We start from the raw sequence: 20,718 nt of genomic DNA, 5'->3' as shown, positions 1-20,718 counted from the left end.
GATCAGCCGCGGCCGACGAGCGGCATCTTGGTGGCCATGATCGTCATCTGCAGGACGTTGGCGTCGAGCGGCAGGTTGGCCATGTGCACGACCGCGTCGGCGACATGCTGCACGTCGAAGGTCGGCTCGACCTTGATCGACAGGTCCGGCTGCAGCACGCCCTTCTTCATCTGGCTCGCCATCGGCGTCTCGGTGTTGCCGATGTCGATCTGGCCGCAGGCGATGTTGTACTTGCGGCCGTCGAGCGCGGTCGAGCGGGTCAGGCCGAGCACGGCGTGCTTCGAGGCGGTGTAGGGGGCCGAGTTCGGGCGCGGCATCACGGCCGAGATCGAGCCGTTGTTGATGATGCGGCCGCCCATCGGGTCCTGGTCCTTCATGATGCGGAAGGCGGCCTGGGTGCAGAGGAAGACGCCGGTGACGTTGGTGTCGATCACGGCCTTCCACTTGGCGACGTCGAGGTCCTCGATATTGACCGGCGGCGCGTTGACGCCGGCATTGTTGAACAGCACGTCGAGGCGGCCGAAGCGCTTCTTGATCTCGCCGAAGAGGGCGGCGACCGAGGCCTCGTCGGTGATGTCGGCCGGCAGCGCGACGGCCTTGCCGCCCGATTCCTGCACGACTTCCTCGAGCGGCTCGGGGCGGCGGCCGGTGATGACGGTGGTGTAGCCGGCGGCGACCAGCGCCAGCGCGACGGCCTTGCCGATGCCGGTGCCGGCGCCCGTGACCAGGGCGATCTTGCTGTCAGACATGCGTTTTCCTTCCGGGATATCGTTCGTTATTGGGCGAGGAAGCCGCCGTCGACCGGCAGCGTATGGCCCGTGATCATCGAGGCGCCGGGGCTCGCCAGGAACAGGATCGCGCTCGCGACCTCCTCCGGGTCGGCGAGGCGGCGGAGCGGCGTCATCGCCTCGATGCGGGCGACCAGTTCCGGGTCGGCGACCAGGCCGGCGATGAAGGGCGTGCGCACATAGGTCGGCGCCACGGCGTTGACGCGGATGCCGTTCGGCGCCCATTCGACGGCGAGCGCGCGGGTCATGTTGACGATCGCGCCCTTGGTCGTCTGGTAGGAGATGTTGGGGTAGAGCCCGCCGCCGGAGAAACCCATGATCGACGAGACGTTGACGATCGCGCCCTTGGTGCCGGCGGCGATCATGTGACGCGCGGCGATGCGCGAGGCGAGGAAGGTGCCCGTCATGTTGACGTTCACCACCGTGTCCCAGTCGGCGACCGAAACTTCCACCGCCGGGCGGCGGATCGCCGTGCCGGCGCTGTTGACGAGGATGTCGATGCCGCCGGCGCGGGCGATCACCGCATCGAAGGCCGCTTCGAGGCTCGCCTCGTCGGCGACGTCGGCGACGACGGTGAAATGCTCCGCCGCCGTGCCAAGGGTGGCGAGGACATCGTCCGCCACCGGATTGCGGTCGAGAAGGACGACCCGGGCGCCGGCCCTGGCGAGCGCCTGCGCCCCCGCCAGGCCAATGCCGGAGCCGCCGCCGGTGACCGCGGCGACGCGGCCGGTCAAGGAGAAGGGATCGCTCGCCATCGGTCGTTCTTCCGTTTGCAGGTCAGGAGTGGCTCAGCCGCCGATCTTGCCGCCGAGTTCATCCTCGACATGGGCGCGGATGATCTGGTCGAACGAGGTCTCGGCCTTGAAGCCGAGAGACAGGGCGCGGCTCGTGTCGAAATCGCGGGCCCAGCCGGCGACGATGCGGTCGATGGTCTCGTCTTTCTCGTGGCGGATCAGCTTGACGGCCTTGTCGCCGGCGACCTGGCGCAGCGCCTCGATCTCCTCGCCGACCGTCGCCGAGAGGCCCGGCATGTTCAGCGTGCGGCGCGGGCCGACCTTGTCGAGGTCGAGCGTGCCTGCATGGACGAGGAAGCCGACCGCCGAGCGCGGGCTTGCAAACCAGTGGCGCACGTCCGGCGAGACCGGCAGCACGGCTTCCTGGCCGACCAGCGGCTCGCGCAGGATGTTGGAGAAGAAGCCAGAGGCGGCCTTGTTCGGCTTGCCGGGACGAATGCAGATCGTCGGCAGGCGGATGCCGATGCCGTCGAAGAAGCCGCGGCGCGAATAGTCGGCGAGCAGCAGTTCGCCGATCGCCTTCTGGGTGCCGTAGCTGGTCAGCGGCGTCTCGAAGAACTCGTCGCCGATCTTGTCCGGGAACGGCGCGCCGAACACGGCGATCGACGAGGTGAAGACGACGCGCGGCTTGTAGCCGCTCTTCGCGTTTTCGAGGCGGATCGTGTCGAACAGGTAGCGGGTGCCGTCGAAATTGATGCGGTAGCCCTTGTCGAAATCAGCCTCGGCCTCGCCGGAAACGATGGCCGCGAGATGGAAGATCACGTCGGGCCGATTGGCGATCAGCGTCTGCGAGGCTTCCGGCGCCGAGAGGTCGATCGTCAGCGCATCGACCGGACCGGTGAAGCCCTTGGGCGCATCCGGGGCGACGACGTCGGCGAGCGTGAAGCGGCTGATCTCCTTGCCGCCCAGATGACCGTCCGCGACGAGCTTTTCCGTCAGCTTGCGGCCGACCATGCCAGCCGCGCCGATGATAAGGATATGCATAGTACAACCTCGAATAATAGAACGATATCAGGACAGTCGGAGACGAGCTACCGCGTATGGCGTCAGCACGAGCGTGCTGTTGTCGAAAGGTTTGGCAAGCGTGTCGATGGCATCCGGATCCCGCGTTGCAGCGACAAAACTGTCGGCGTCGAGCAGGAACAGGTCGCGCGGCGCGCCGGGCAGGGCGACAGACTGTTCCGTGCCCGTGCGGTTGGCAAGCCAGAGTTCGACGCCATCCCCCGTCTCGGCGGCGATCGCCTCGATCGTGTCCGGCGTCGTCACCGCCCTGAGCGGCAGACCCGTCAGCCGGGCCATGCCGCGCAGCACGTGGTAGGCGGGGAAGACGCCGCCGGCCTCGTCGAAATAGGGCTGCGGCCAGTCGTGCCGCACGGAGACAAGGCCGAAGGCGCCGGTGGTGCCGCCGAGCGTGATCGTCGAGGCGCCGCCGGCCGCGAAGCGGGCGAAGAAGCCGAGCGCCCAGGCGGCGCCGAGCAGGCCGCGCTGGCGCGGATCGTTGAAGTTGATCGCCTGGCGGATGTTCTTCGGGTTGGCGAAGGGGGCTTCGCCATAGGGGTTCATGCGCATGCCGATGGCGCTCGGGCCGACCGCATAGGGCTTGTCGCCGGCGATCGCCGAGGCGGAGAGCGCGACCGAGGGCAGCGTTTCCAGTGTCTCGGTGACCGAGATGTCGTCGCCGGCATGCAGCATCGCCGTCGTCGTGAACGAGACGAGGTCTATGAGGTCGACCGGCGGCCGCTTGCGGTTCATCTCGGTGAAGAGGCTGAACATGCCGCCGCCGATGCGGGCGTTCGGGAAGGCCCTGCGGGCGACCTCGAAGAAATCGCGCGGCGGCGGGGCGGGCGGCCAGACGCTGCCGGGCAGGGTGCATTTCAAATCCGGCAGCGGCGAGAGCAGCACGGTCTTGAACGGTGAGCCGAGGCCGGCAACGGTCTTGCCGAGCGCGGCGATTTCGGCCGCGAAGCCGTCGACCGATTGCACCACGGCCTCGAGCCAGGGTTCGGCGTCGAGCGCGCGCGCCGCCTCGACGATGCCGGCGAGAGTCGCCTCGTCATGGCCGAGCGACGGATCGTAGTAGCCGACAAGCACCCTGGCCCCGACGCGGCGCAGCCGGTCGCTCTGGGCGATCGTGTCGGCGGTCTCCGTGGGGTCGAGACCGAGGCCGAGCGGCGGCGCCGTTCCGATGCGCTCGCCGAGCGTTACCGTGCCGGCGGTCGCTCCGCTTGCGGCGGCGGCGAGTGTGCCGGTGACGGTCAGCCGCACGGCCTGCTCGATGCGCTCTTCCGGCGGCAGCGTGTAGGGCCAGGGCAGCGCCAGCGGGCGGACATAGGTCTTGTACGAGGCGTCGGTCCAGTTGCGCTGGTCCTCCATCTCGTAGGTGTCGCCCTCCATCCGGCAGGTGACCTTCAGCCCCGGCGCCGCCTCATGCGTCAGCGCGCGCAGCTCCATCATCGGCTGGATCGGGTTGATGATGTCGGGGAAGCGGCTTTCGACGATGGAGCCGTCGACATGCTCGATCGTCACCGGATGGCCGGAGACGCCGGCGATCGGATGCAGCACGACAAAGCCGGTGCGGTTAGTCAGGAAGGCATTTTCCGCGCTGCCCTCGGCGGTAAAGGCGAGCTTGCCGTCGGCAGATCCTTCGATGCGGGCGGAGTAGCGGAAGGCCTGGTTGTCGTCGAGCGCCAGCGCCTTGTAGGTGACGGTGAAGCCGTCGGCGCGTTCGTCGACGACGAGGTCCGAGATCACCGGATTGTAGGTGCCCCAGTTCCGGTCGCGCACGATGAAGGAGATGGCGCGGACGATCTCGACGCCGGCATAGCGGATGTGCCGCAGATTGCCGGTGTCGAGCTCGGCGGTGAGCGCCCCCGCCCTCAGGATGCGGAGCGGCGCGACGGGTTCGTCGGTGCCGAAGAGCCGGACGGCGAGAGAGGGGGCGTTGCTCATCGGCTGACCCTCGAGGAAACCAGACGCTCGACCAGAAGGGCGAGGATGATGATGGTGCCGATCGCGGTGCCCTGCCAGAAGGGCGAGACGCCCATCAGGTTCAACCCGTTGCGGATCATCACCATGATCAGGACGCCGATCAGCGTGCCGAACATCGAGCCGCGGCCGCCGAACAGGCTGGCGCCGCCGATGACGACCGCGGCGATCGCGTCCAGCTCCATCCCGTTGCCCATCAGCGGATCGGCGGAAAGCAGCTGGCTGATCGAAAAGGTGATGGCGACCGCCGCGAAGGCGCCGGAGAGCACATAGGGCAGGATCGAATAGAAGGTGGTGTTGAGACCGGCGGCGCGGGCGGCTTCCTTGTTGGAGCCGACGGCGTAGATGGTGCGGCCGCCCTTGGTGTAGGTCAGATAGGCCCAGGCGGCGAGATAGAGCACGATCAGGAACAGCACGTTGGACGGGATGCCCAGCACGTTGGTGTAGACGATGTCCTGCATGCCCATCGGGATGTTGGAGATCGCCGTCTGGCCGGAGAAGATGTAGGCGAGGCTGCGGCCGATCGCCATGACGCCGAGCGTCACGACGAAGGGCGCCAGCCCGAACACCGTGATCAGCGTGCCGGAGATCAGGCCGATGAAGCCGCCGGCGACGACGGCGATGGCGATCGCCGGCACGATCGGCACATGCTGCAGCGACAGGCCGAGGATGATGCCGGTGAGGCCGGCGACCGATCCGACCGAGAGATCGATGCCGCCGGTCAGGATGACGAAGGTCATGCCGACGGCGACGATGCCGATCACCACCGACTGGTCGAGCAGGTTGAAGATGTTCGACTTGGTCAGGAAGTAGGGCGAGAGCAGCGACAGGCAGACCGCGATCAGCAGCGCCAGCAGCAGCATGCGCACTTCGAGCCGCTGCGCGATCTTCTTGATGGGCGAGGCCGGGGCCCGGCGGGTAAGGGTCTCTTGGACCATGGGCGAAGTTTCCTTGCTCACAGCGTTGCCGCCATGGTGTCGATGCGGGTTTTGATCGTTTCCGGTGCGGGCAACGGGCGGTCTATCGGCAGCGACAGCCCGACCCAGCCGAGGTCGTGGCCGCGCGGGCTGGTCATCGGCACCACCAGCGTGGTGCGCGAGCCGTCGGGTTCGGGCACGAAGATCGGTTCGCGCAGGCGGAGCGCCTCGGGAATGCGGGTAGCGCCAAGCTCGCGCGCCTCGCCGGCCTTGAAGCCGGGGTCGAGGGCCGGATTGCTGGCGACCGCGTTGAGGCAGATCAGCCGGTCGCCTTCGATCAGCCCCCAGAAGCCGGCGCCGTTGTGGGCGCGGGCGAGCTCGTTCAGCATCTCGGTGTTGCGCACCATCGAGGTGCGCGGCGCGGCGAGCAGCGTCAGGCTCTCCTCGTCGAGCACCGTGCTCGGCAGGTCGGCGGTGGTGCGGCCGTCGCTCATCACCACGACGCGGTCGGACAGGCCGAGCAGTTCCTCGAAGTCGGAGGAGACGACGACCAGCGCCACGCCCTGGGCGGCGATGTCGCGCAGCATGGCGTAGATCGAGGCGCGGGTGCCGATGTCGACGCCCTTGGTCGGCTCGTCGAGGATCAGCACCTTCGGCTCCAGCAGCAGCCAGCGGGCGATGATGATCTTCTGCTGCATGCCGCCGGAGAAGTTCAGCATCGAACTGTCCATCAGCCGGTCCTCGGGCATGCCGAGGCCGGCGAGCAGCTCCTTCACCTTCTTCTCGCGCGAGGCGTAGCTGCAGAAGAAGCCGCGATGGGCGCCGAGATGGGCGAGCAGCAGGTTCTCCTTGACCGAGAGGTCGGGCACGATGTTCTGCGTGCGACGATCCTCGGCGACGAAGCCGAGGCCGGCGCGGATCGCCGTCTTCGGGCTGTCGGCGAGGAGCTTCTTGCCGTTCAGGATCACCTCGCCGCCGCTGCGCGGCCGGAGCCCGAAGATCGCCTCGACGGTTTCCGAGCGGCCGGCGCCGACGAGGCCGCCGAGACCGAGGATCTCGCCCTTCCTGACGCTGAAGGAGACGTCGCGGACGGCGGGCGTCGAGCTCAGGTTGCGGACTTCGAGCGCCACCGGCGCATGGTTCTCGCGGGTATGGCCTTCCTTGCGCTCGTAGATCGCGCCGAGTTCGGCGCCGACCATGGCGCGGATCAGCTCGGCCTGCGACAGCGAGGCGGTTTCGCGGGCGTTCATCACCGTGCGGCCCTCGCGCAGCACGGTGACGCGGTCGGTGATGGCGAAGACCTCTTCCAGCCGGTGCGAGACGAAGACGAGGCCGTGGCCAGTGTCGCGCAGGCGCGCCATGATGTCGAACAGGCGCTCGGCCTCGCCGGGGCTCAGCGAGGCGGTCGGCTCGTCGAAGATCAGCAGCTTGGCGCGCACGCCGAGCGCCTTGGCGATCTCGACCAGCTGCTTCTGCGCCGAGGAGAGGCGGCGCACTTCCCAGTCGAAGGGCAGGCTGTCGCCCTGGCCGAGATCGTTGAGGATCTCCTGGCCGCGCTGGCGCAACTGGCTGTAGTCGAGCCGGCCGGGGCGGCCGAGCTCGGGCAGGAAGATGTTTTCGAGCACCGTCAGGTCGGGGACGAGGCTCGTCTCCTGCATCACGATGCCGATGCCGATGCGGAGCGCGTCGCGCGTCGAACGCAGGCGGATCTCGTGGCCGCGATAGGTGAGCTCGCCTGAATCGAGCGTGTAGTGGCCGGATATGACCTTGGACAGCGTCGACTTGCCGGCGCCGTTCGCGCCGAGCAGGCCGTGCACCTCGCCCTCGCGCAGTTCGAAATTCGCACCCTGCAGAGCCCGCGTGCGGTCGAAGGTCTTGGTGATGTCCCGCGCTGTGAGAAGGGTGGTGTGGCCCGTCTCCGCGAGGGGGGCAGTGTTGGGCTGCAACGGATCATGCTCCTGGGGACGGCCTCGACGCGATGCTGCGGCGCGGCGGGAGGACAGGGAGCCCCGTCGCACGGCGCGTGCCGCGCGACGGGGTCGCGATCAGACTGGCCGATCAGACTTCGTTGGCGAAGACGGTCTTGCGGATGGTCGGCAGTTCCTGCTCGATGTTCGTGCTGGTGATGGCGACGATCGGAACCGTGATTTCCTTCTCCGGCGTGCCGCCGTCGAGCACCTTCAGCAGCGCCTCGCCCGAGGTGGCGCCCATCAGGAAGGGCTGCTGCATGCCGGAGACGACGAGGTCGCCCGACTTCAGCAGGTCGACGAATTCCGGAATGCCGTCGAAGGCCGCGACGAGCACTTCGCCGTTGCGGCGGGCGGCCTTGATGGCGCGCAGCGCGCCGATCGCCGGCTGGTCGGTCTGGATGAACAGGCCGCGCATGTCCGGGTTGGCGGTCAGCAGGTCCTGGGTGAACTTGAAGGTCTCGTCGGCGGTGTAGCTCTGCATCTGCTGCATGCCGGCTTCCTTGCCGGTGAAGCCGCCTTCCTTCAGGCCGTCGAGGAAGCCCTTGGTGCGGGCCTGGCCGTTCTTGCGGGCCTGCGAGATGGCGACGATGCCGACCGAGCCGCTTTCCCAGCCCTTCGCCTTCAGGGCGGTGGCGAGCGCGACGCCGACGTCGTGGGCGCCCTTGTAGTTGTCGGAAATGATGAAGGAGGCGTAGTCGCCGCTATTGGTGCCGATGTCGCCGATGACGACCGGGATATTGGCCTTCTGGGCCAGCGCCAGCACGCTCGGCGCGGTCGAGGAATCGGTCGGCGAGATGACGATGCCGGCGACGCCGCGGGCGATCGAGTCCTGCGCGTTGCGGAGCTGGGTCTCGGCGCTGTTGTGGCTGTCGAGGGCCTGGAAATTGTAGCCCTTGGCCTTCACCGTCTCCTCGATGCCCTTCGACAGGTAGCGCCAGAAGGGCAGGTCGAGGCCCGGCGTCAGGTAGACGATTTCCTTGCTCGCGGCGGAGGCCGCGTTGATGCCGGCCATGCCGGTGCCTGCGAGCAGCGTCGTGCCGGCCGCGAGCTTCAGAAAAGTCCTGCGTTCCATAGTAGTCCTCCCAATGGTCAGCCACGATCGGCTGCGTCGAAAAATCCGTCTGCGGGCGTCGCGTTTCCTCGGTCGCGCCACCCGGATTGTCTCTAGTCGCCCCCTTTGAGGTAGGGCTGCGTCGTCGCGTAGATGCGGCCGGTATGGGCGGCGAACGCCTCGGCCGCGGCGTCGGGATCGCGCGCTCGGACGGCGGCGACGATGGCGACGTGGTCGGCATAGCTGGTGGCGATGGCGCCGGGGGAGGCCATCGCCTCGCGCCGGTGCTGCATCATGTAGGCGTAGAGATCGGTGCTGATGTCGGCGAGCAGCGGGTTGCCGGACGCCTGATAGAGCGCGACGTGGAACTCGCGGTCGGAGATCAGGAAGCGGACGGGATCGTCGAGCGCCTCGGTCTGCGCCTCCAGCAGCGCCTCCAGCACGGCGACGCCGGCATCGTCGATGTTTCGCGCCGCGTCGGCCACCACCTGGCGGTCGACCAGCAGCCGCGCCGCATGCACGGATTCGATGTCGTAGGAATTGACGGCGCGGGCCATGGCGAAGCCGACCGCGACCGGCCCGACCTCGTTGCTGCGCACCCGTGTGCGAGCGCCGTGCGAAATCTCGAGAATGCCGCGCGCCGCCAGCATCTGGATGCCGCCGCGCACGGCGTCGCGGCTGACGTTCAGGGCCGCTGCCAGCTGCCGCTCGCTCGGCAGCGCATCGCCGACCTGCAGGATGCCGGAGGCGATCAGGGTCGCAATCTTGTCGCTGATGACGGTCGTGATCGGGCGCTTGACGATCGCCTCCCGAAAGCTCGGGAGCTCGGCGATGAGCCCTGGATCACTGACTTTCGTCGAAACCGACATGGCACCTACTAATGGACTGATCGGACCAGCAGACCAGTTTGCATTAATCGCGTGGCGGCACCCGAGTCAAGCGCCGATGATGGCGCTGTCATTTCCTCCACCTTTCCGAGCGATGGCCGCGGTCGCTCGGCCGGAGCGGGTGACGGCCGGACCCGCAAAGCGGGCGCGCAAACGGCCGTCTGCGACGCGTGCGACGACCGGCGAAAACCCTTGGCGACGCTTCGGTGACGGGCCGCCGGGGTGGATTTTTGGGTCGCCCGCCAAAGCGGAAGCGAAGATTTCCGCGAGATTTTTTCCGGGAACGGAGCCGCGCCGGTCGCGTTGGGTCCCTGTCTTCGGTGGATGGCGATGCTTGGCCGAGCCCGCATCCTTCTTCCCGTCGAATGTCTGAAAAGCACGATCAAGGAGCGATTCATGACAATCGAACACGCATCCATGCGAACCGTCCGTAAACCCTGGGGCAGGAACGACCTCCGACCCTGGAACGACCTCCACGACGACCCGGACGCCGTCGGCGAGATCTGGTTCCAGCGCAGGGATCAAAAGGCTGTCGTGCCCGAGCTTCTGCTGAAGCTTCTCTTCACCAGCCAGCCGCTTTCCATCCAGGTGCATCCCGACGATGCCTATGCGCACCAGATGGGCCAGCCGCACGGCAAGACCGAGGCCTGGTACATTCTCTCGGCCGATCCCGGCGCGGCCGTCGCGGTCGGGCTGAAGCGCGAGATGGGGCCGGAGGAACTCCGCGCCGCGATCGAGAACGGCTCGATCGCCGACCTGGTTCAATGGCATCCGGTGCGCGTCGGCGAGGTTGTCTTCATCCCGGCTGGCACCATCCACGCCATCGGCCCCGGCCTGGTACTGGCCGAGATCCAGCAGCGCAGCGACACCACCTTCCGGCTGTTCGACTATGGCCGCAAGCGCGAGCTGCATGTCGATGCCGGCGTGGCGGTCGCCCATGCCGGGCCGTCGAAGCCGCAGCCGAAACCGCACCGGATCGGCCCGCAGCGGACCGTTCTGGTCGCCAACCCCTATTTCGTGCTGGAGCGCGTGACCCTGCCGCCCGACACGACGCGGGTGCTGAACGCCGCCGGCGAGACCTGGATTCTCGGCCTCGACGGCGACGCGACCGTCGGCCCGACCAGCGTGTCGATCGGCGAGGCGGTCTATCTCGACCATGCGCGCTGCACGATCAGTTCTGGCGATGCCGGCATGACCGCTCTCTGCGCCTATCTCGGCCCCGACCTCCATCGCGACCTGCTGGAGACGCCGGACAAGACCGTGCTCGACCTGGCGACGCTCCGCTTCGGCGCGCCCGGCCCCCACCCCAACGGGCAGGCTGGCGCCTCGCCCCGCTTCACGGAGGTTCGTTCATGACGATGGCAGACCGGAATGCGGCCACGCGGGTGGCCTTGATCGGCAACTCGCTCCCACGGCGCTGCGGGATCGCCACCTTCACGACGGACCTCCACCAGGCGCTCGCCTCGTCCGGCGCGGCTGACGCCGTCATCCTCGCCATGACCGATTGCGGCCGGACCTACGACTATCCGCCTGCTGTCGCGCTCGAGATCCACGAGAACAGCCTCGAGGACTATGTCGCCGCGGCGGATTATCTCAATCGCGGCGGCTTCGACGTCGTCTCGCTGCAGCATGAATTCGGCATTTTCGGCGGCGAGGCGGGCGGCGACATCACCGCGCTGCTGGCGCGGCTGGAGATGCCGGTCGTCACCACGCTGCATACCGTGCTCGCCGAGCCCACCGGCGCGCAGCGTCGCGTCCTCGATCGCATCATCGACCTGTCGGCCCGACTCGTCGTGATGGCGGAGAAGGGCAGGGAGCTTCTGCGCACCGTCTACCGGGTGCCGGCCGACAAGATCGACGTGATCCCGCACGGCATTCCCGACTTCGATTTCGTCGATCCCGCGCCCGCCAAGGCGAAGCTCGGCTTCAGCGACCGAACCGTGATCCTGACCTTCGGGCTGCTGTCGCCGAACAAGGGCATCGAGGTGATGATCGACGCGATGCCGGCGATCCTCGAGAGCCGTCCCGACGCCGTCTATGTCGTGCTCGGCGCAACCCATCCCAATCTCGTGCGCGAACAGGGCGAGCGCTATCGCGAGAGCCTGATGCAGAGGGCGCGAGAGCTCGGCGTCGAGGATCATGTCGTCTTCCGCGACCAGTTCGTCGATCGCGACACGCTGCTCGACTTCATTGCCATGTGCGACGTCTACGTCACGCCCTATCTGAATGAGGCGCAGATGACCTCCGGGACGCTGGCCTACAGTTTCGGGCTCGGAAAGGCAGTCGTGTCGACACCCTATTGGCATGCGAGCGAACTTCTGGCTGATGGCCGCGGCATGCTTGTGCCGTTCGGCGACTCCGGCGCCACCGGCGATGCGATCGCGCAATTGCTGACCGACCACCCGCGCCGCGAGGCGATGCGCAAGCGCGCTTATTCGAGCAGCCGCTCGATGATGTGGGGCAATACCGCCAAGCGCTACCTGACCGTCTTCAACGCCGCGCGGCGCAGCAACAGCCTGAAGCGGCCTTCCTTCACCGACGCGGCCGGTCTCTCGTCGGCGAACCTGACGCTGCCGCCGATCCGGCTCGGCCATCTCCACACCATGTGCGACGACATCGGGCTGATCCAGCATGCGGTCCATTCGGTGCCGGACCGGCACCACGGCTATTGCGTCGACGACAATGCGCGCGCGCTGCTCGTCGCCTGCGCGCTGAACCGAGGCGAGGAGCGGCTTTCCGAAACGATGACCGCCCGCTTCGCCGCCTTCATCCAGCACGCCTGGAACCCGGACACGCGCCATTTCCGCAACTTCATGAGCTATGACCGGCGCTGGCTGGAAGATCGCGGCTCGGAGGACAGCCACGGCCGCACGCTCTGGGCGCTGGGCGAGGCGTCGGCCAGCGATCCGAGCCCGTCACGGCGGCGCTGGGCGGCGTCGCTGTTTATCGCCGCGCTGCCGACCGTCGAGTGTTTCGGCTCGCCGCGCGCCTGGGCCTTTACGCTGCTCGGCCTCGATCCCTATTGCGCCGCCCATCCGGGCGACCCGATCGCCGAACGACATCGCACCCTGCTCGCCGACCGGCTGATGGCGCTTCTCGCCGAGGCCGAGACCGGCGAGTGGGCCTGGTTCGAGGACGGCCTCGCCTATGACAATGCGCGCCTGCCGCAGGCGCTGATCGCGACGGGCGACGCCAGGGGATCGGCGGCGCAGCTCCAAGCGGGCCTGCGCTCGTTGCGCTGGCTGGTCGGCATCCAGACTTCGCCGCAGGGGCGCTTCCGCCCGGTCGGCAGCGCCACCTTCGGCGAGAAGCGGCGTCCGCCGCTCGCCTTCGACCAGCAGCCGCTGGAGGCGACGGCGACGATCTCGGCCTGCCTTGCCGCCTGGCGGGCGGAGGGCGACCGCGCCTGGACCCTCGAGGCGCAGCGCGCCTTCGCCTGGTTCCTGGGCGAGAACGATCTTTCGATCCCGCTCGTCGATCCCGAGACCGGCAGCTGTCGCGACGGGCTGCACCCCGATCGCGCCAACGAAAACCGCGGAGGTGAATCCGTCGTGTCCTATCTTCTGAGCCTGGCCGAGATGCGCCAGCTCGCCCGCGCGAGCGGCGAGCGGACGAAACCGGAGCTGCGAGCGCTGCGTGCTTGAGCTCGACTCCCTTTCCGCCAGTCATGCCGAGGGTGAATTGGCCCACGTTAGTTCCCTGAGCCGCCAGGCGCTGTTCCTCCGCCCCGATCCGACCCGGGTCGTGGTGCGGCGGTTCAAGCCGGCGACCGAGCCGCGCGATCTGAACTCCAAGGAAAAGACGCGGGCCAATCACATCGTCGATCGCGTTCTCGGACTCGATTCGGAAACCGCCGCCAGCCAGCTGATCGACGTGCTGGAGAATTTCGACGGCCGTCATCGCAACCTGTTGCGGACGTTCGAGCTGCGCTGCGACGAGATGGAGGAGGCGTTCGATCCGCACCCCGTCTTCACGCGGATCCAGCGCCAGCTGATCGGCGCCTATTTCCTGCATGAATACTCGTTCGAGGCGGCGGCTCTGTTCAATCCCAGCATCGTCCCGCATCCGGATCAGCTGGGCGTTGCGCCGGACGAGAAGCGCTTCATCCTCAGCCTGCGGGCGGTGGGCGAGGGGCATATCTCGTCGCTGACGTTCCGCACGGGCACGGTGAGAGCCAATGGCGCGATCCATGTCGATCCGGCCGTCCGGCTCGCCTCGGTGCCGAAGGTGCTGGCGCGCGAGCCGCTGCCCGATGGCGAGGCGGTCGAGCTGACGTTCTCGCCGGACGAGGACATCAGCGAGCGGCTGATCTTCCCGGTCACGCCGTCGCAGTCGAACGGCATCGAGGATGCGCGCTTCGTCGAGTTCCGCGACGGCCCGCACCGGACCTACTACGCCACGTTCACCGCCTATAGCGGCAGCGCGATCCGTTCAGAGCTGATCGAGACGACCGATTTCCAGACCTTCCGGATGGCGCCGATGCGCGGCAGCGCCGCCCGCAACAAGGGCATGGCGCTGTTCCCGCGCAAGATCAACGGCCGCTACGCCATGATCGGCCGGCAGGACAATGAGAACCTCTACCTGATCTATTCGGACGATCTGTTCGCCTGGGACGGCGGCGTCGCCATCCTGCGGCCGCGCTTTCCCTGGGAGTTCGTGCAGATCGGCAATTGCGGCTCGCCGATCGAGCTCGACGAGGGTTGGCTGCTGCTGACCCACGGCGTCGGCGCGGTCCGCAAATATTCGATCGGCGCCGTCCTCCTCGACAAGGACGATCCCTCCAAGGTGCTCGCCCGCTCCAGCGAGCCGTTGGTCCGGCCGGAGCCGTCCGAGCGCGAGGGCTATGTGCCGAACGTCGTCTATACCTGCGGCGCCATGCGCCATGGCGACGTGCTGGTCCTGCCCTATGCGGTGTCGGATACCTTCTCCGCCTTCGCCACCATCCGGATCGACGCTCTGCTGCGCGAAATGCGCGACTGACGCGGGATCGCGCGCCGCCCGTTCCTCCTGCTGGAACGGCGGCGCGCGATGTCCTTCTGCCGGTGGACGCGCGCCCTCGGGTCGCGTTATGGCTTGTCCCGTTGTTTCTCGAGCGGGTGGGGCGGAACGCATTTCATGGCGACGGCGCAATCGGAACAGGGCGTGGCAACCAGGCTGGCCATCATCGTGATGGGGGTGTCGGGCTCCGGCAAATCGAGCGTCGGCGAGGGGCTCGCCGCCGCCCTCGGCATCGACTTCGTCGACGGCGACGGCCTGCACAGCCCGGAGAACGTCGCCAAGATGGCGTCCGGCACGCCGCTGGCCGACGACGACCGCTGGCCCTGGCTCGACCGGATCGGCGCCACGCTCGCCGACCGCGCGGCGCACCCGGCCGGCATCGTCGTCGCCTGCTCGGCGCTCCGCAAGATCTACCGCGACCGTATCCGCAACGCCGCCGGCCAGCCGATCCGCTTCGTCTTCCTCGATGCGCCGCAATCGCTGGTCCAGGACCGGCTCGGCGCGCGCAAGGGCCATTTCATGCCGCCGAGCCTGCTCGCCAGCCAGTATGCGACGCTGGAGCGACCGACGGCCGGGGAGCCGGACGTGCTGCCCGTAGCGGTCGACGTGCCGGTCGCCGAGATCGTGCGCGGCGCGGCGGCGCGGCTTACGGCCGATGCCGCCAAGGCCTTGAATTGACGACCAAGGCCTTGAACTGACGACGTTTTGCCGGCTCGGCGGAAAGAGGAACAAGAAACTCAGGCGGGCCGAAACTTGGGAACAATCCAACTCGCTTCTTCGGGTTGGTCCCCGTACTAGTTTCCACGCGACGGTCGTCTGGCCGTTGCCCTTCCTTGCTGCCGGTCCGCATTCGCCATGACGCAAAGCCCCCAACCGATCGCAGTCGCGCTTCGCGGCGTCGCCAAGAGCTTTGGCGGCCAGGTGGTGCTCTCCGGCCTGTCGCTGGAGGTGCCGCGCGGCGAATTCCTGGCGATCGTCGGCCCGAGCGGCAGCGGCAAGACGACCGCGATGCGGATCATCGGCGGCTTCGAGGCGCCGGACGAAGGCACTGTCTGGATCTCGGGTCGGGATGTCACGGCGCTGCCGGCCGAGCGGCGCGACGTCAACACCGTGTTCCAGAGCTACGCGCTGTTCCCGCATATGAGCGTGCTGGAAAACGTCGCCTATGGCCCGCGGATGCGCGGCGTCGGCCGCAGCGCCCGGCGCCGGAAGGCCGGCGAGCTGCTCGAACTGGTCCGCCTCTCCGATGTCGGCGACCGCAAGCCGAACCAGCTTTCCGGCGGCATGCAGCAGCGCGTGGCGCTGGCGCGCGCGCTTGCCAACGAACCGGCCGTGCTCTTGCTCGACGAGCCGCTCGGCGCGCTCGATCGCAAGCTGCGTGAAGAAATGCAGCGCGAGCTGCGCCGCATCCAGACCGAACTCGGCGCCACCTTCATCTACATCACGCACGACCAGGAAGAAGCCTTCGGCATGGCCGACCGCCTGGCCGTCATGCGCCATGGCGGCTTCGAGCAGATCGGCGATCCCGCGACGATCTACGACCGGCCGGTCAATGCCTGGACGGCGCTGTTCGTCGGCAGCGCCAACCAGATCCGCGCCACGCTCGGCGAGGGCGGGGCGCTCCTGTCCGACCTCGGCCCGGTCGCGGCCTCCCATGTCGATCCCGCGCTTGCGCCCGGCGATCCGGCGCTGGTGATCGTGCGGCCGGAGGAGACCCGCTTTCTCCGCGCTGCGGCCGATGCGCCCGCCGGCCCCAACCATTTCCCGGCCCGCCTCGTCGATGCCGTCGCGCTCGGGCCTTCGCTGCGGCTGCGCGCGGTGACGGCCGGCGGCCTCGCCTTCGAATCCGTCGAGCGCCGTGCCGGCGCGGCGGATGCCGCCGCCGAACTCCGCCCCGGCGAGGCGATCACCGTCGATTTCTCCCCGGCCGCCGCGCGCGCCTATCGCGACGAGCCCGATTCTCCGTCCGTCCTCCTGACAAGGAACCCGTCATGACCAAGCAGCAGCTTCCCAAGGGCTTTTCCAGAGGCGCGGGCTTCAGCCGCCGCTCCGTTCTCGGCCTGCTCGGCGCGGCGCCGGCGGCGCTCGCGCTGCAGTCGGCCTTTCCGGGCCGCGCCCTTGCCGCGGGCGGCGCGCTCAACGTCTATTCCTGGCCGAACTATTTCTCCAACGACAGCCTCGCCAATTACGCCCGCAAGTCGGGCGTGACGCCCAACATCACCTCCTATGATTCCAACGAGACGATGTTCGCCAAGCTGAACAGCCCGGCCGGCGCCGATTTCGACATCGTCATCCCGAGCTCGAGCTGGATCAAGCAGATGGCCGATCGCGGCCTGCTGCAGGAGATCGACCACAACCGCCTGAACTTCGGCTCGCTCGATCCGGCGCTGCTCAATAGGGACTACGATCCCGGCAACAAGTATTCGATCCCGAAGGACTGGGGCGTGCTCGGCGTCGTCTATGATCCGGAAGCGGTCGGCGGCGAAATCAAGACCTGGCAGGACTTCCTTGATGCCGGCGCCAGGCCGGGCGTCAGCGGCAAGGTGCGTCTCTCCGATTCCGGCTGGGAAACCATCGGCATGTCGCTCTGGACGCATGGCAAGGACTGGAACAAGGCGACCGAGGCCGAGATCCGCGCCGCCGGCGAGGAGATCAAGGCCTTCGCCAAGCATGTGAAGACCTTTGCCGGCCTCGACCCGAACCAGCTCGCCAACGGCTCGATCGTGCTGGCGCAGACCAACCAGGGCACGGCACGCGCCGCCATCGGCCTCAATCCGAAGCTGAAGTTCGTCGTCCCCGGCCCGATGAGCGAGCTCTGGGTCGACAACTACGCCATCCCCGCCAAGGCGCCGAACCTCGACCAGGCCTATGACTTCCTGGCCTACCAGCTCGAGCCGGACGTCCAGCTTTCCGAGACGCAGTATATCGGCTTCCCGGCGGCGCTCGCCGGCCTGCGCGAGAAGCTGCCGGCCGACACCAAGAACGCCGACCTGATCTTCGGCGGCAAGGATCTCGACTTCTCGAAGCTGACCTCCTTCGTCGTCGATCCGGCGACGATCGGCGTCTATCTGGAAGTCCAGACCGAGATCCAGGCGGCCGCCGGCGGCTGATCATCGGGTTCTGGCTGCAAGCAAGACCCCCACCCAACCCTCTCCCGCAAGCGGGCGAGGGCTTTCGGCCGGCGTGGCGTCGATCGGACGAGGTTTTTCCGCCGGCATGGCGCCAATCGGGCGACGATGTTCCGTCCGCCCCCTCTACCGCTTGCGGGAGAGGGTTGGGGTGAGGGGCTTCTTCGTGACAAGGTTCCCCAAGGAGCCGAGACGAGACAGAGACGGATGACGTTCGGAAGCCAGCCAACCAGTGCGATCGCGGCCCCGTCGGGCGGCGGCCGGGCCTCTCCGAAACGCGCGCCCCCGGCGCGCGCTGCCGACCATTTGTTCGCGGCTATCCCTACCGTCTGGCTCGCCATCTTCTTCCTGGCGCCGCTCGCCTTTACGGTAGTCTATTCGTTCGGAAACTCGCTGTTCGGCGCGGTCGAGATCGGCTTCACGCTGAAGAACTACCAGACCGCGCTGTCCGGCTTCTATCTCTCGACCTTCCTGCGCACGGTGCAGTTCGCCGTCACCGCCTCGGCGCTCTGCCTCGTCGTCGCCTTTCCCGTCGCCTATTTCATCGCGCGGCGGGCCGGGCGCTTCCGCAACCTGGCGCTGGTGCTGATCCTCATCCCGTATTTCTCCTCCTTCCTGATCCGCGTGATGTCGTGGCAGATCCTGCTGGCGCGCGGCGGCGTGGTCGAAATGGTGCTGAATTTCCTGCATCTGCATGACGGCCCGCTCGACCTGCTCGATACCAAGACCGCCGTCTTCATCGGCATGGTCTATGCCTATTTGCCGATCGCCGTCGTACCGCTCTTCGTCGTGCTCGACCGGATCCCCGCGCCGCTGCTCGAAGCCAGCCGCGATCTCGGCGCCAGCCGGTTCCAGACCTTCTGGGCCGTGACCCTGCCGATGGCGCGACCGGGCATCGCCACCGCCGTGCTTCTGACCGCCGTGCCGATGCTGGGCGAGATGGTGATCCCGAGGCTGCTCGGCGGCAGCCGCGGCGTGCTGATGGGGCAGGCGATCTCGTCGCAATATCTGCAATCGCAGAACTATGCCCTGGGCTCGGCCATGGCGGTGCTGGTGCTGGTCGCCGTCGCCGTGGTGGTCGCCGGGCTGGCGCGCCTCACCAAGGGCTTTGCCGAGGTGTCGGCATGAGCGTCCGCACGCTGGATGGCGTCGGCCGGCGCGCCACCCATGCCGGGCTGGCGCTCTGGTTCGGGCTCGCCATCCTCTTCCTGTTCGCGCCGCTCGCCGCCTCGATCGTCTATTCGTTCAATCTCGGCGTCGTCGGCAAGCAGACCTCGCAATTCACCGGCTGGACGCTCGACTGGTATCCGGCGGCGTGGAACGACCTGGCGCTGCGCCGCTCGGTCCAGACCAGCCTCTATGTCGCCTTCTGGGCGGCGCTGATCGCGCTCGGCATGGGCGCGTCGCTCGGCTATGCGCTGGTGCGCCATCCGAGCCCGAACGTGCGCAAATGGCTGTCGGGCCTGACCTATATCCTGCTGATCGTGCCGGAAGTGGTCATCGGCGTGTCGCTGCTCCTGTTCTATGCCGTCACCGGCATCCCGCTCGGCGCCGCGACCCTGATCGCCGGCATCACGCCGGCGGCGATCGCCGTGACGGCGCTGATCGTGCGGGCGCGGGCGCTGACGCTCGATCCAAAGCTCGAGGAAGCCGCGGCCGATCTCGGCAGCACGCGGCTGAAGACGCTCTGGTTCATCGTGCTGCCGCAGCTTTTGCCGGCAATCCTCGCCGGCGGGCTGATGTCCTATGCCTTCTGCTTCGACAATCTCGTCGTCGCCGCCTTCCTGACGACGCCGAGCGTGAACACGCTGCCGGTCTATCTCTATGGCAGCCTGCAATATGGCCCGGCGCCCTCCGTCTATGCGGCGGCGACGGTCGTGTTCCTGTTCACGGTCAGCCTGCTCGGCCTGGCGGCGCTCTGCTTCCGGCTGTCGCGGAGTTCGGGGCGGGTGAGATCCGGAGGTGGGCGGTGAGCGTGACGAGCTTTCTTCACCTCTCCCTCAGAGAGAGGTGAAGGCCAGCTTCCTCCCCCCGGACGTGGCCACAACAAGAGACCGAAATCGATGACCCAATTCGCCGCCGAAGACCTGCTCGATCCGCCTGCTTACCCCAATGTCGGCTATGCCGTGCTGGCCGACCGGATCGGCGCGGTGATGCGAAGCTTCGACGATGTCGTCTTCGTGCAGGCCGAGGCCGTCGTGGCGCTGGAAGCGGTGGCCGCCAGCCTCGCCAAACCTGGCCTCGCCGTCCTCAACGTCGTCACCAGCCTGTATGGCGAGTATTTCGCGACCTGGCTGCGCCGGGGCGGCGCGGTCGTCGAGGACGTCGTGGCCGGGCTCGGCCGGCCGGTCGAATTCGCGGCGTTCCAGGCGGCGCTCGATGCCATGGAAAAGGTCGATGTCGTCGTGCTCGTGCATGGCGAGGCGGCGAACGGTGTCCTGAATCCGCTGCCGGAGATCGCGGCCAGCGCCAAGGCGCGGGGCGCGCTGCTGGTGGTCGACGCCGTCGCCTCGATCGGCGCGCACGAATTCGAGGTCCAGACGCTCGGCATCGATATCGCCGTCATCGGCCCGCAGAAGGGGCTGGGCGGGCCGGCCGGCCTTTCCGCCATCTCGGTCAGCGAGGCCGCCTGGGCGAAGATCGCCGAGGAGCCGGCGCTGCGGCTTTCGACGCTGTCGCTGCTCGACCTCAAGGAAAAATGGCTGGATGTCGGCGCCGATGCGCTGCCCGGCACGCCGGCGCCGCTGGAATTCTGGGCCCTCAACGCGGCGCTCGACCGGATCGACGCGGAAGAGGATGGCGTCGAGACGGTGGTCGAGCGGCATCAGCTCGCGGCGAAGGCGACGCGCGCCGGTATTCGCGCGCTCGGCATCACGCCCTGGATCGAGGATGACGCCGCCGCCTCGGCGCTGGTGACGGCAGCGCCGATCCCCGCCGGCATCGAGGCGCAGGCGCTGGTCGCCGCGGCTTCCGAATTCGAGGGTTCGGCCATCAGCCCCGGCGTCGGCGGCGTCGAGGCGCTGCTGGTCCGGCTCAACCACACGGCGCTTCGCGCCGCCTACCGGCCCGTGCTCGCCAATGTCGTCGCCTATGGCCAGGCGCTGGCTTCGCTCGGCCACGCGGTCGACCTCGATGCAGCAATCGAGGCCGTCGCCAAAGCCTACCAGGACGCCGAGCCGGCCGGGTCGGCGGAGTGATGC

At 68.0% G+C, this 20,718-nt stretch carries 17 protein-coding genes; 9 read left to right on the top strand and 8 right to left on the bottom strand.

The features are described 5' to 3' along the window. Window positions 1-2: 2 nt before the first annotated feature. The 8 genes from OSH07_RS22835 to OSH07_RS22800 all read right to left on the bottom strand — a co-directional run bounded on the left by OSH07_RS22835 (window position 3) and on the right by OSH07_RS22800 (window position 9,374). Window positions 3-749: an SDR family oxidoreductase gene (locus OSH07_RS22835; RefSeq protein WP_266341019.1), complete on the bottom strand. Its 747-nt coding sequence runs from the start codon at window positions 747-749 to the stop codon at window positions 3-5. Window positions 750-775: 26 nt separating this feature from the next. Continuing rightward, window positions 776-1,543 (bottom strand): SDR family NAD(P)-dependent oxidoreductase, encoded by a 768-nt coding sequence (locus OSH07_RS22830; protein ID WP_266341018.1) that lies wholly within the window; start codon window positions 1,541-1,543, stop codon window positions 776-778. Window positions 1,544-1,576: 33 nt separating this feature from the next. Continuing rightward, on the bottom strand, window positions 1,577-2,566 hold the full coding sequence (gene denD, locus OSH07_RS22825; protein WP_266341017.1) for a D-erythronate dehydrogenase: 990 nt from the start codon (window positions 2,564-2,566) through the stop codon (window positions 1,577-1,579). Window positions 2,567-2,593: 27 nt separating this feature from the next. Next, window positions 2,594-4,531: a D-apionate lactonase family protein gene (locus OSH07_RS22820; RefSeq protein WP_266341016.1), complete on the bottom strand. Its 1,938-nt coding sequence runs from the start codon at window positions 4,529-4,531 to the stop codon at window positions 2,594-2,596. Next, the gene (locus tag OSH07_RS22815) at window positions 4,528-5,505 is read right to left on the bottom strand and encodes an ABC transporter permease (protein WP_266341015.1); all 978 of its coding nucleotides are present in this window, start codon (window positions 5,503-5,505) and stop codon (window positions 4,528-4,530) included. The genes OSH07_RS22820 and OSH07_RS22815 overlap by 4 nt, the downstream gene beginning before the upstream one ends. A gap of 17 nt (window positions 5,506-5,522) precedes the next feature. After that, on the bottom strand, window positions 5,523-7,430 hold the full coding sequence (locus OSH07_RS22810) for a sugar ABC transporter ATP-binding protein (RefSeq protein WP_266341014.1): 1,908 nt from the start codon (window positions 7,428-7,430) through the stop codon (window positions 5,523-5,525). A 112-nt stretch (window positions 7,431-7,542) separates the two neighbouring features. Then, a complete protein-coding gene (locus tag OSH07_RS22805; protein WP_266341013.1) occupies window positions 7,543-8,526 on the bottom strand; it encodes a substrate-binding domain-containing protein in 984 nt (327 codons plus the stop codon). Window positions 8,527-8,618: 92 nt separating this feature from the next. Further along, window positions 8,619-9,374, bottom strand: coding sequence for a FadR/GntR family transcriptional regulator (locus tag OSH07_RS22800; protein WP_266341012.1), 756 nt, complete (start codon window positions 9,372-9,374; stop codon window positions 8,619-8,621). A 414-nt stretch (window positions 9,375-9,788) separates the two neighbouring features. Here OSH07_RS22800 and OSH07_RS22795 point away from each other — a divergent pair, with 414 nt between their 5' ends. The 9 genes from OSH07_RS22795 to OSH07_RS22755 all read left to right on the top strand — a co-directional run bounded on the left by OSH07_RS22795 (window position 9,789) and on the right by OSH07_RS22755 (window position 20,715). Beyond that, a complete protein-coding gene (locus OSH07_RS22795; protein ID WP_266341011.1) occupies window positions 9,789-10,748 on the top strand; it encodes a class I mannose-6-phosphate isomerase in 960 nt (319 codons plus the stop codon). Next, window positions 10,745-13,036, top strand: a complete 2,292-nt coding sequence (locus OSH07_RS22790; protein WP_266341010.1) for a glycosyltransferase family 4 protein — start codon at window positions 10,745-10,747, stop codon at window positions 13,034-13,036. The genes OSH07_RS22795 and OSH07_RS22790 overlap by 4 nt, the downstream gene beginning before the upstream one ends. A 37-nt stretch (window positions 13,037-13,073) precedes the next feature. Beyond that, entirely contained in the window at window positions 13,074-14,372 is a 1,299-nt protein-coding gene (locus OSH07_RS22785; protein WP_266341009.1) for a glycoside hydrolase family 130 protein, read from the top strand. A gap of 135 nt (window positions 14,373-14,507) precedes the next feature. Further along, the gene (locus OSH07_RS22780; protein WP_266341008.1) at window positions 14,508-15,068 is read left to right on the top strand and encodes a gluconokinase; all 561 of its coding nucleotides are present in this window, start codon (window positions 14,508-14,510) and stop codon (window positions 15,066-15,068) included. Between the two features lie 177 nt (window positions 15,069-15,245). After that, window positions 15,246-16,385 (top strand): ABC transporter ATP-binding protein, encoded by a 1,140-nt coding sequence (locus OSH07_RS22775; protein ID WP_266341007.1) that lies wholly within the window; start codon window positions 15,246-15,248, stop codon window positions 16,383-16,385. After that, window positions 16,382-17,500, top strand: coding sequence for a polyamine ABC transporter substrate-binding protein (locus OSH07_RS22770; RefSeq protein ID WP_266341006.1), 1,119 nt, complete (start codon window positions 16,382-16,384; stop codon window positions 17,498-17,500). Before OSH07_RS22775 ends, OSH07_RS22770 begins: the two co-directional genes overlap by 4 nt. A gap of 324 nt (window positions 17,501-17,824) precedes the next feature. Beyond that, window positions 17,825-18,646 carry an ABC transporter permease gene (locus OSH07_RS22765; RefSeq protein WP_266341005.1) on the top strand — a complete coding sequence of 274 codons (822 nt, stop codon included), beginning with the start codon at window positions 17,825-17,827 and terminating at the stop codon, window positions 18,644-18,646. Continuing rightward, the gene (locus OSH07_RS22760) at window positions 18,643-19,491 is read left to right on the top strand and encodes an ABC transporter permease (protein ID WP_266341004.1); all 849 of its coding nucleotides are present in this window, start codon (window positions 18,643-18,645) and stop codon (window positions 19,489-19,491) included. Before OSH07_RS22765 ends, OSH07_RS22760 begins: the two co-directional genes overlap by 4 nt. 90 nt (window positions 19,492-19,581) lie before the next feature. Then, complete coding sequence (locus OSH07_RS22755; RefSeq protein WP_266341003.1) at window positions 19,582-20,715, top strand: pyridoxal-phosphate-dependent aminotransferase family protein; 1,134 nt, start codon at window positions 19,582-19,584, stop codon at window positions 20,713-20,715. Window positions 20,716-20,718 lie beyond the last annotated feature (3 nt).

The organism is Kaistia nematophila (assembly GCF_026343855.1).
Taxonomy (GTDB): Bacteria; Pseudomonadota; Alphaproteobacteria; order Rhizobiales; family Kaistiaceae; genus Kaistia; species Kaistia nematophila.
The sequence above is the reverse complement of the archived record's forward strand: the minus strand, read 5'-3'. Positions and strand labels throughout refer to the sequence as shown.

What these genes read in the sequence shown, in the direction of transcription:
- OSH07_RS22835 (WP_266341019.1), bottom strand. Translation starts at nt 749, where the DNA reads ATGTCTGACAGCAAGATCGCCCTGGTCACGGGCGCCGGCACCGGCATC.
- OSH07_RS22830 (WP_266341018.1), bottom strand. Translation starts at nt 1,543, where the DNA reads ATGGCGAGCGATCCCTTCTCCTTGACCGGCCGCGTCGCCGCGGTCACC.
- denD (WP_266341017.1), bottom strand. Translation starts at nt 2,566, where the DNA reads ATGCATATCCTTATCATCGGCGCGGCTGGCATGGTCGGCCGCAAGCTG.
- OSH07_RS22820 (WP_266341016.1), bottom strand. Translation starts at nt 4,531, where the DNA reads ATGAGCAACGCCCCCTCTCTCGCCGTCCGGCTCTTCGGCACCGACGAA.
- OSH07_RS22815 (WP_266341015.1), bottom strand. Translation starts at nt 5,505, where the DNA reads ATGGTCCAAGAGACCCTTACCCGCCGGGCCCCGGCCTCGCCCATCAAG.
- OSH07_RS22805 (WP_266341013.1), bottom strand. Translation starts at nt 8,526, where the DNA reads ATGGAACGCAGGACTTTTCTGAAGCTCGCGGCCGGCACGACGCTGCTC.
- OSH07_RS22800 (WP_266341012.1), bottom strand. Translation starts at nt 9,374, where the DNA reads ATGTCGGTTTCGACGAAAGTCAGTGATCCAGGGCTCATCGCCGAGCTC.
- OSH07_RS22795 (WP_266341011.1), top strand. Translation starts at nt 9,789, where the DNA reads ATGACAATCGAACACGCATCCATGCGAACCGTCCGTAAACCCTGGGGC.
- OSH07_RS22790 (WP_266341010.1), top strand. Translation starts at nt 10,745, where the DNA reads ATGACGATGGCAGACCGGAATGCGGCCACGCGGGTGGCCTTGATCGGC.
- OSH07_RS22780 (WP_266341008.1), top strand. Translation starts at nt 14,508, where the DNA reads ATGGCGACGGCGCAATCGGAACAGGGCGTGGCAACCAGGCTGGCCATC.
- OSH07_RS22775 (WP_266341007.1), top strand. Translation starts at nt 15,246, where the DNA reads ATGACGCAAAGCCCCCAACCGATCGCAGTCGCGCTTCGCGGCGTCGCC.
- OSH07_RS22770 (WP_266341006.1), top strand. Translation starts at nt 16,382, where the DNA reads ATGACCAAGCAGCAGCTTCCCAAGGGCTTTTCCAGAGGCGCGGGCTTC.
- OSH07_RS22760 (WP_266341004.1), top strand. Translation starts at nt 18,643, where the DNA reads ATGAGCGTCCGCACGCTGGATGGCGTCGGCCGGCGCGCCACCCATGCC.
- OSH07_RS22755 (WP_266341003.1), top strand. Translation starts at nt 19,582, where the DNA reads ATGACCCAATTCGCCGCCGAAGACCTGCTCGATCCGCCTGCTTACCCC.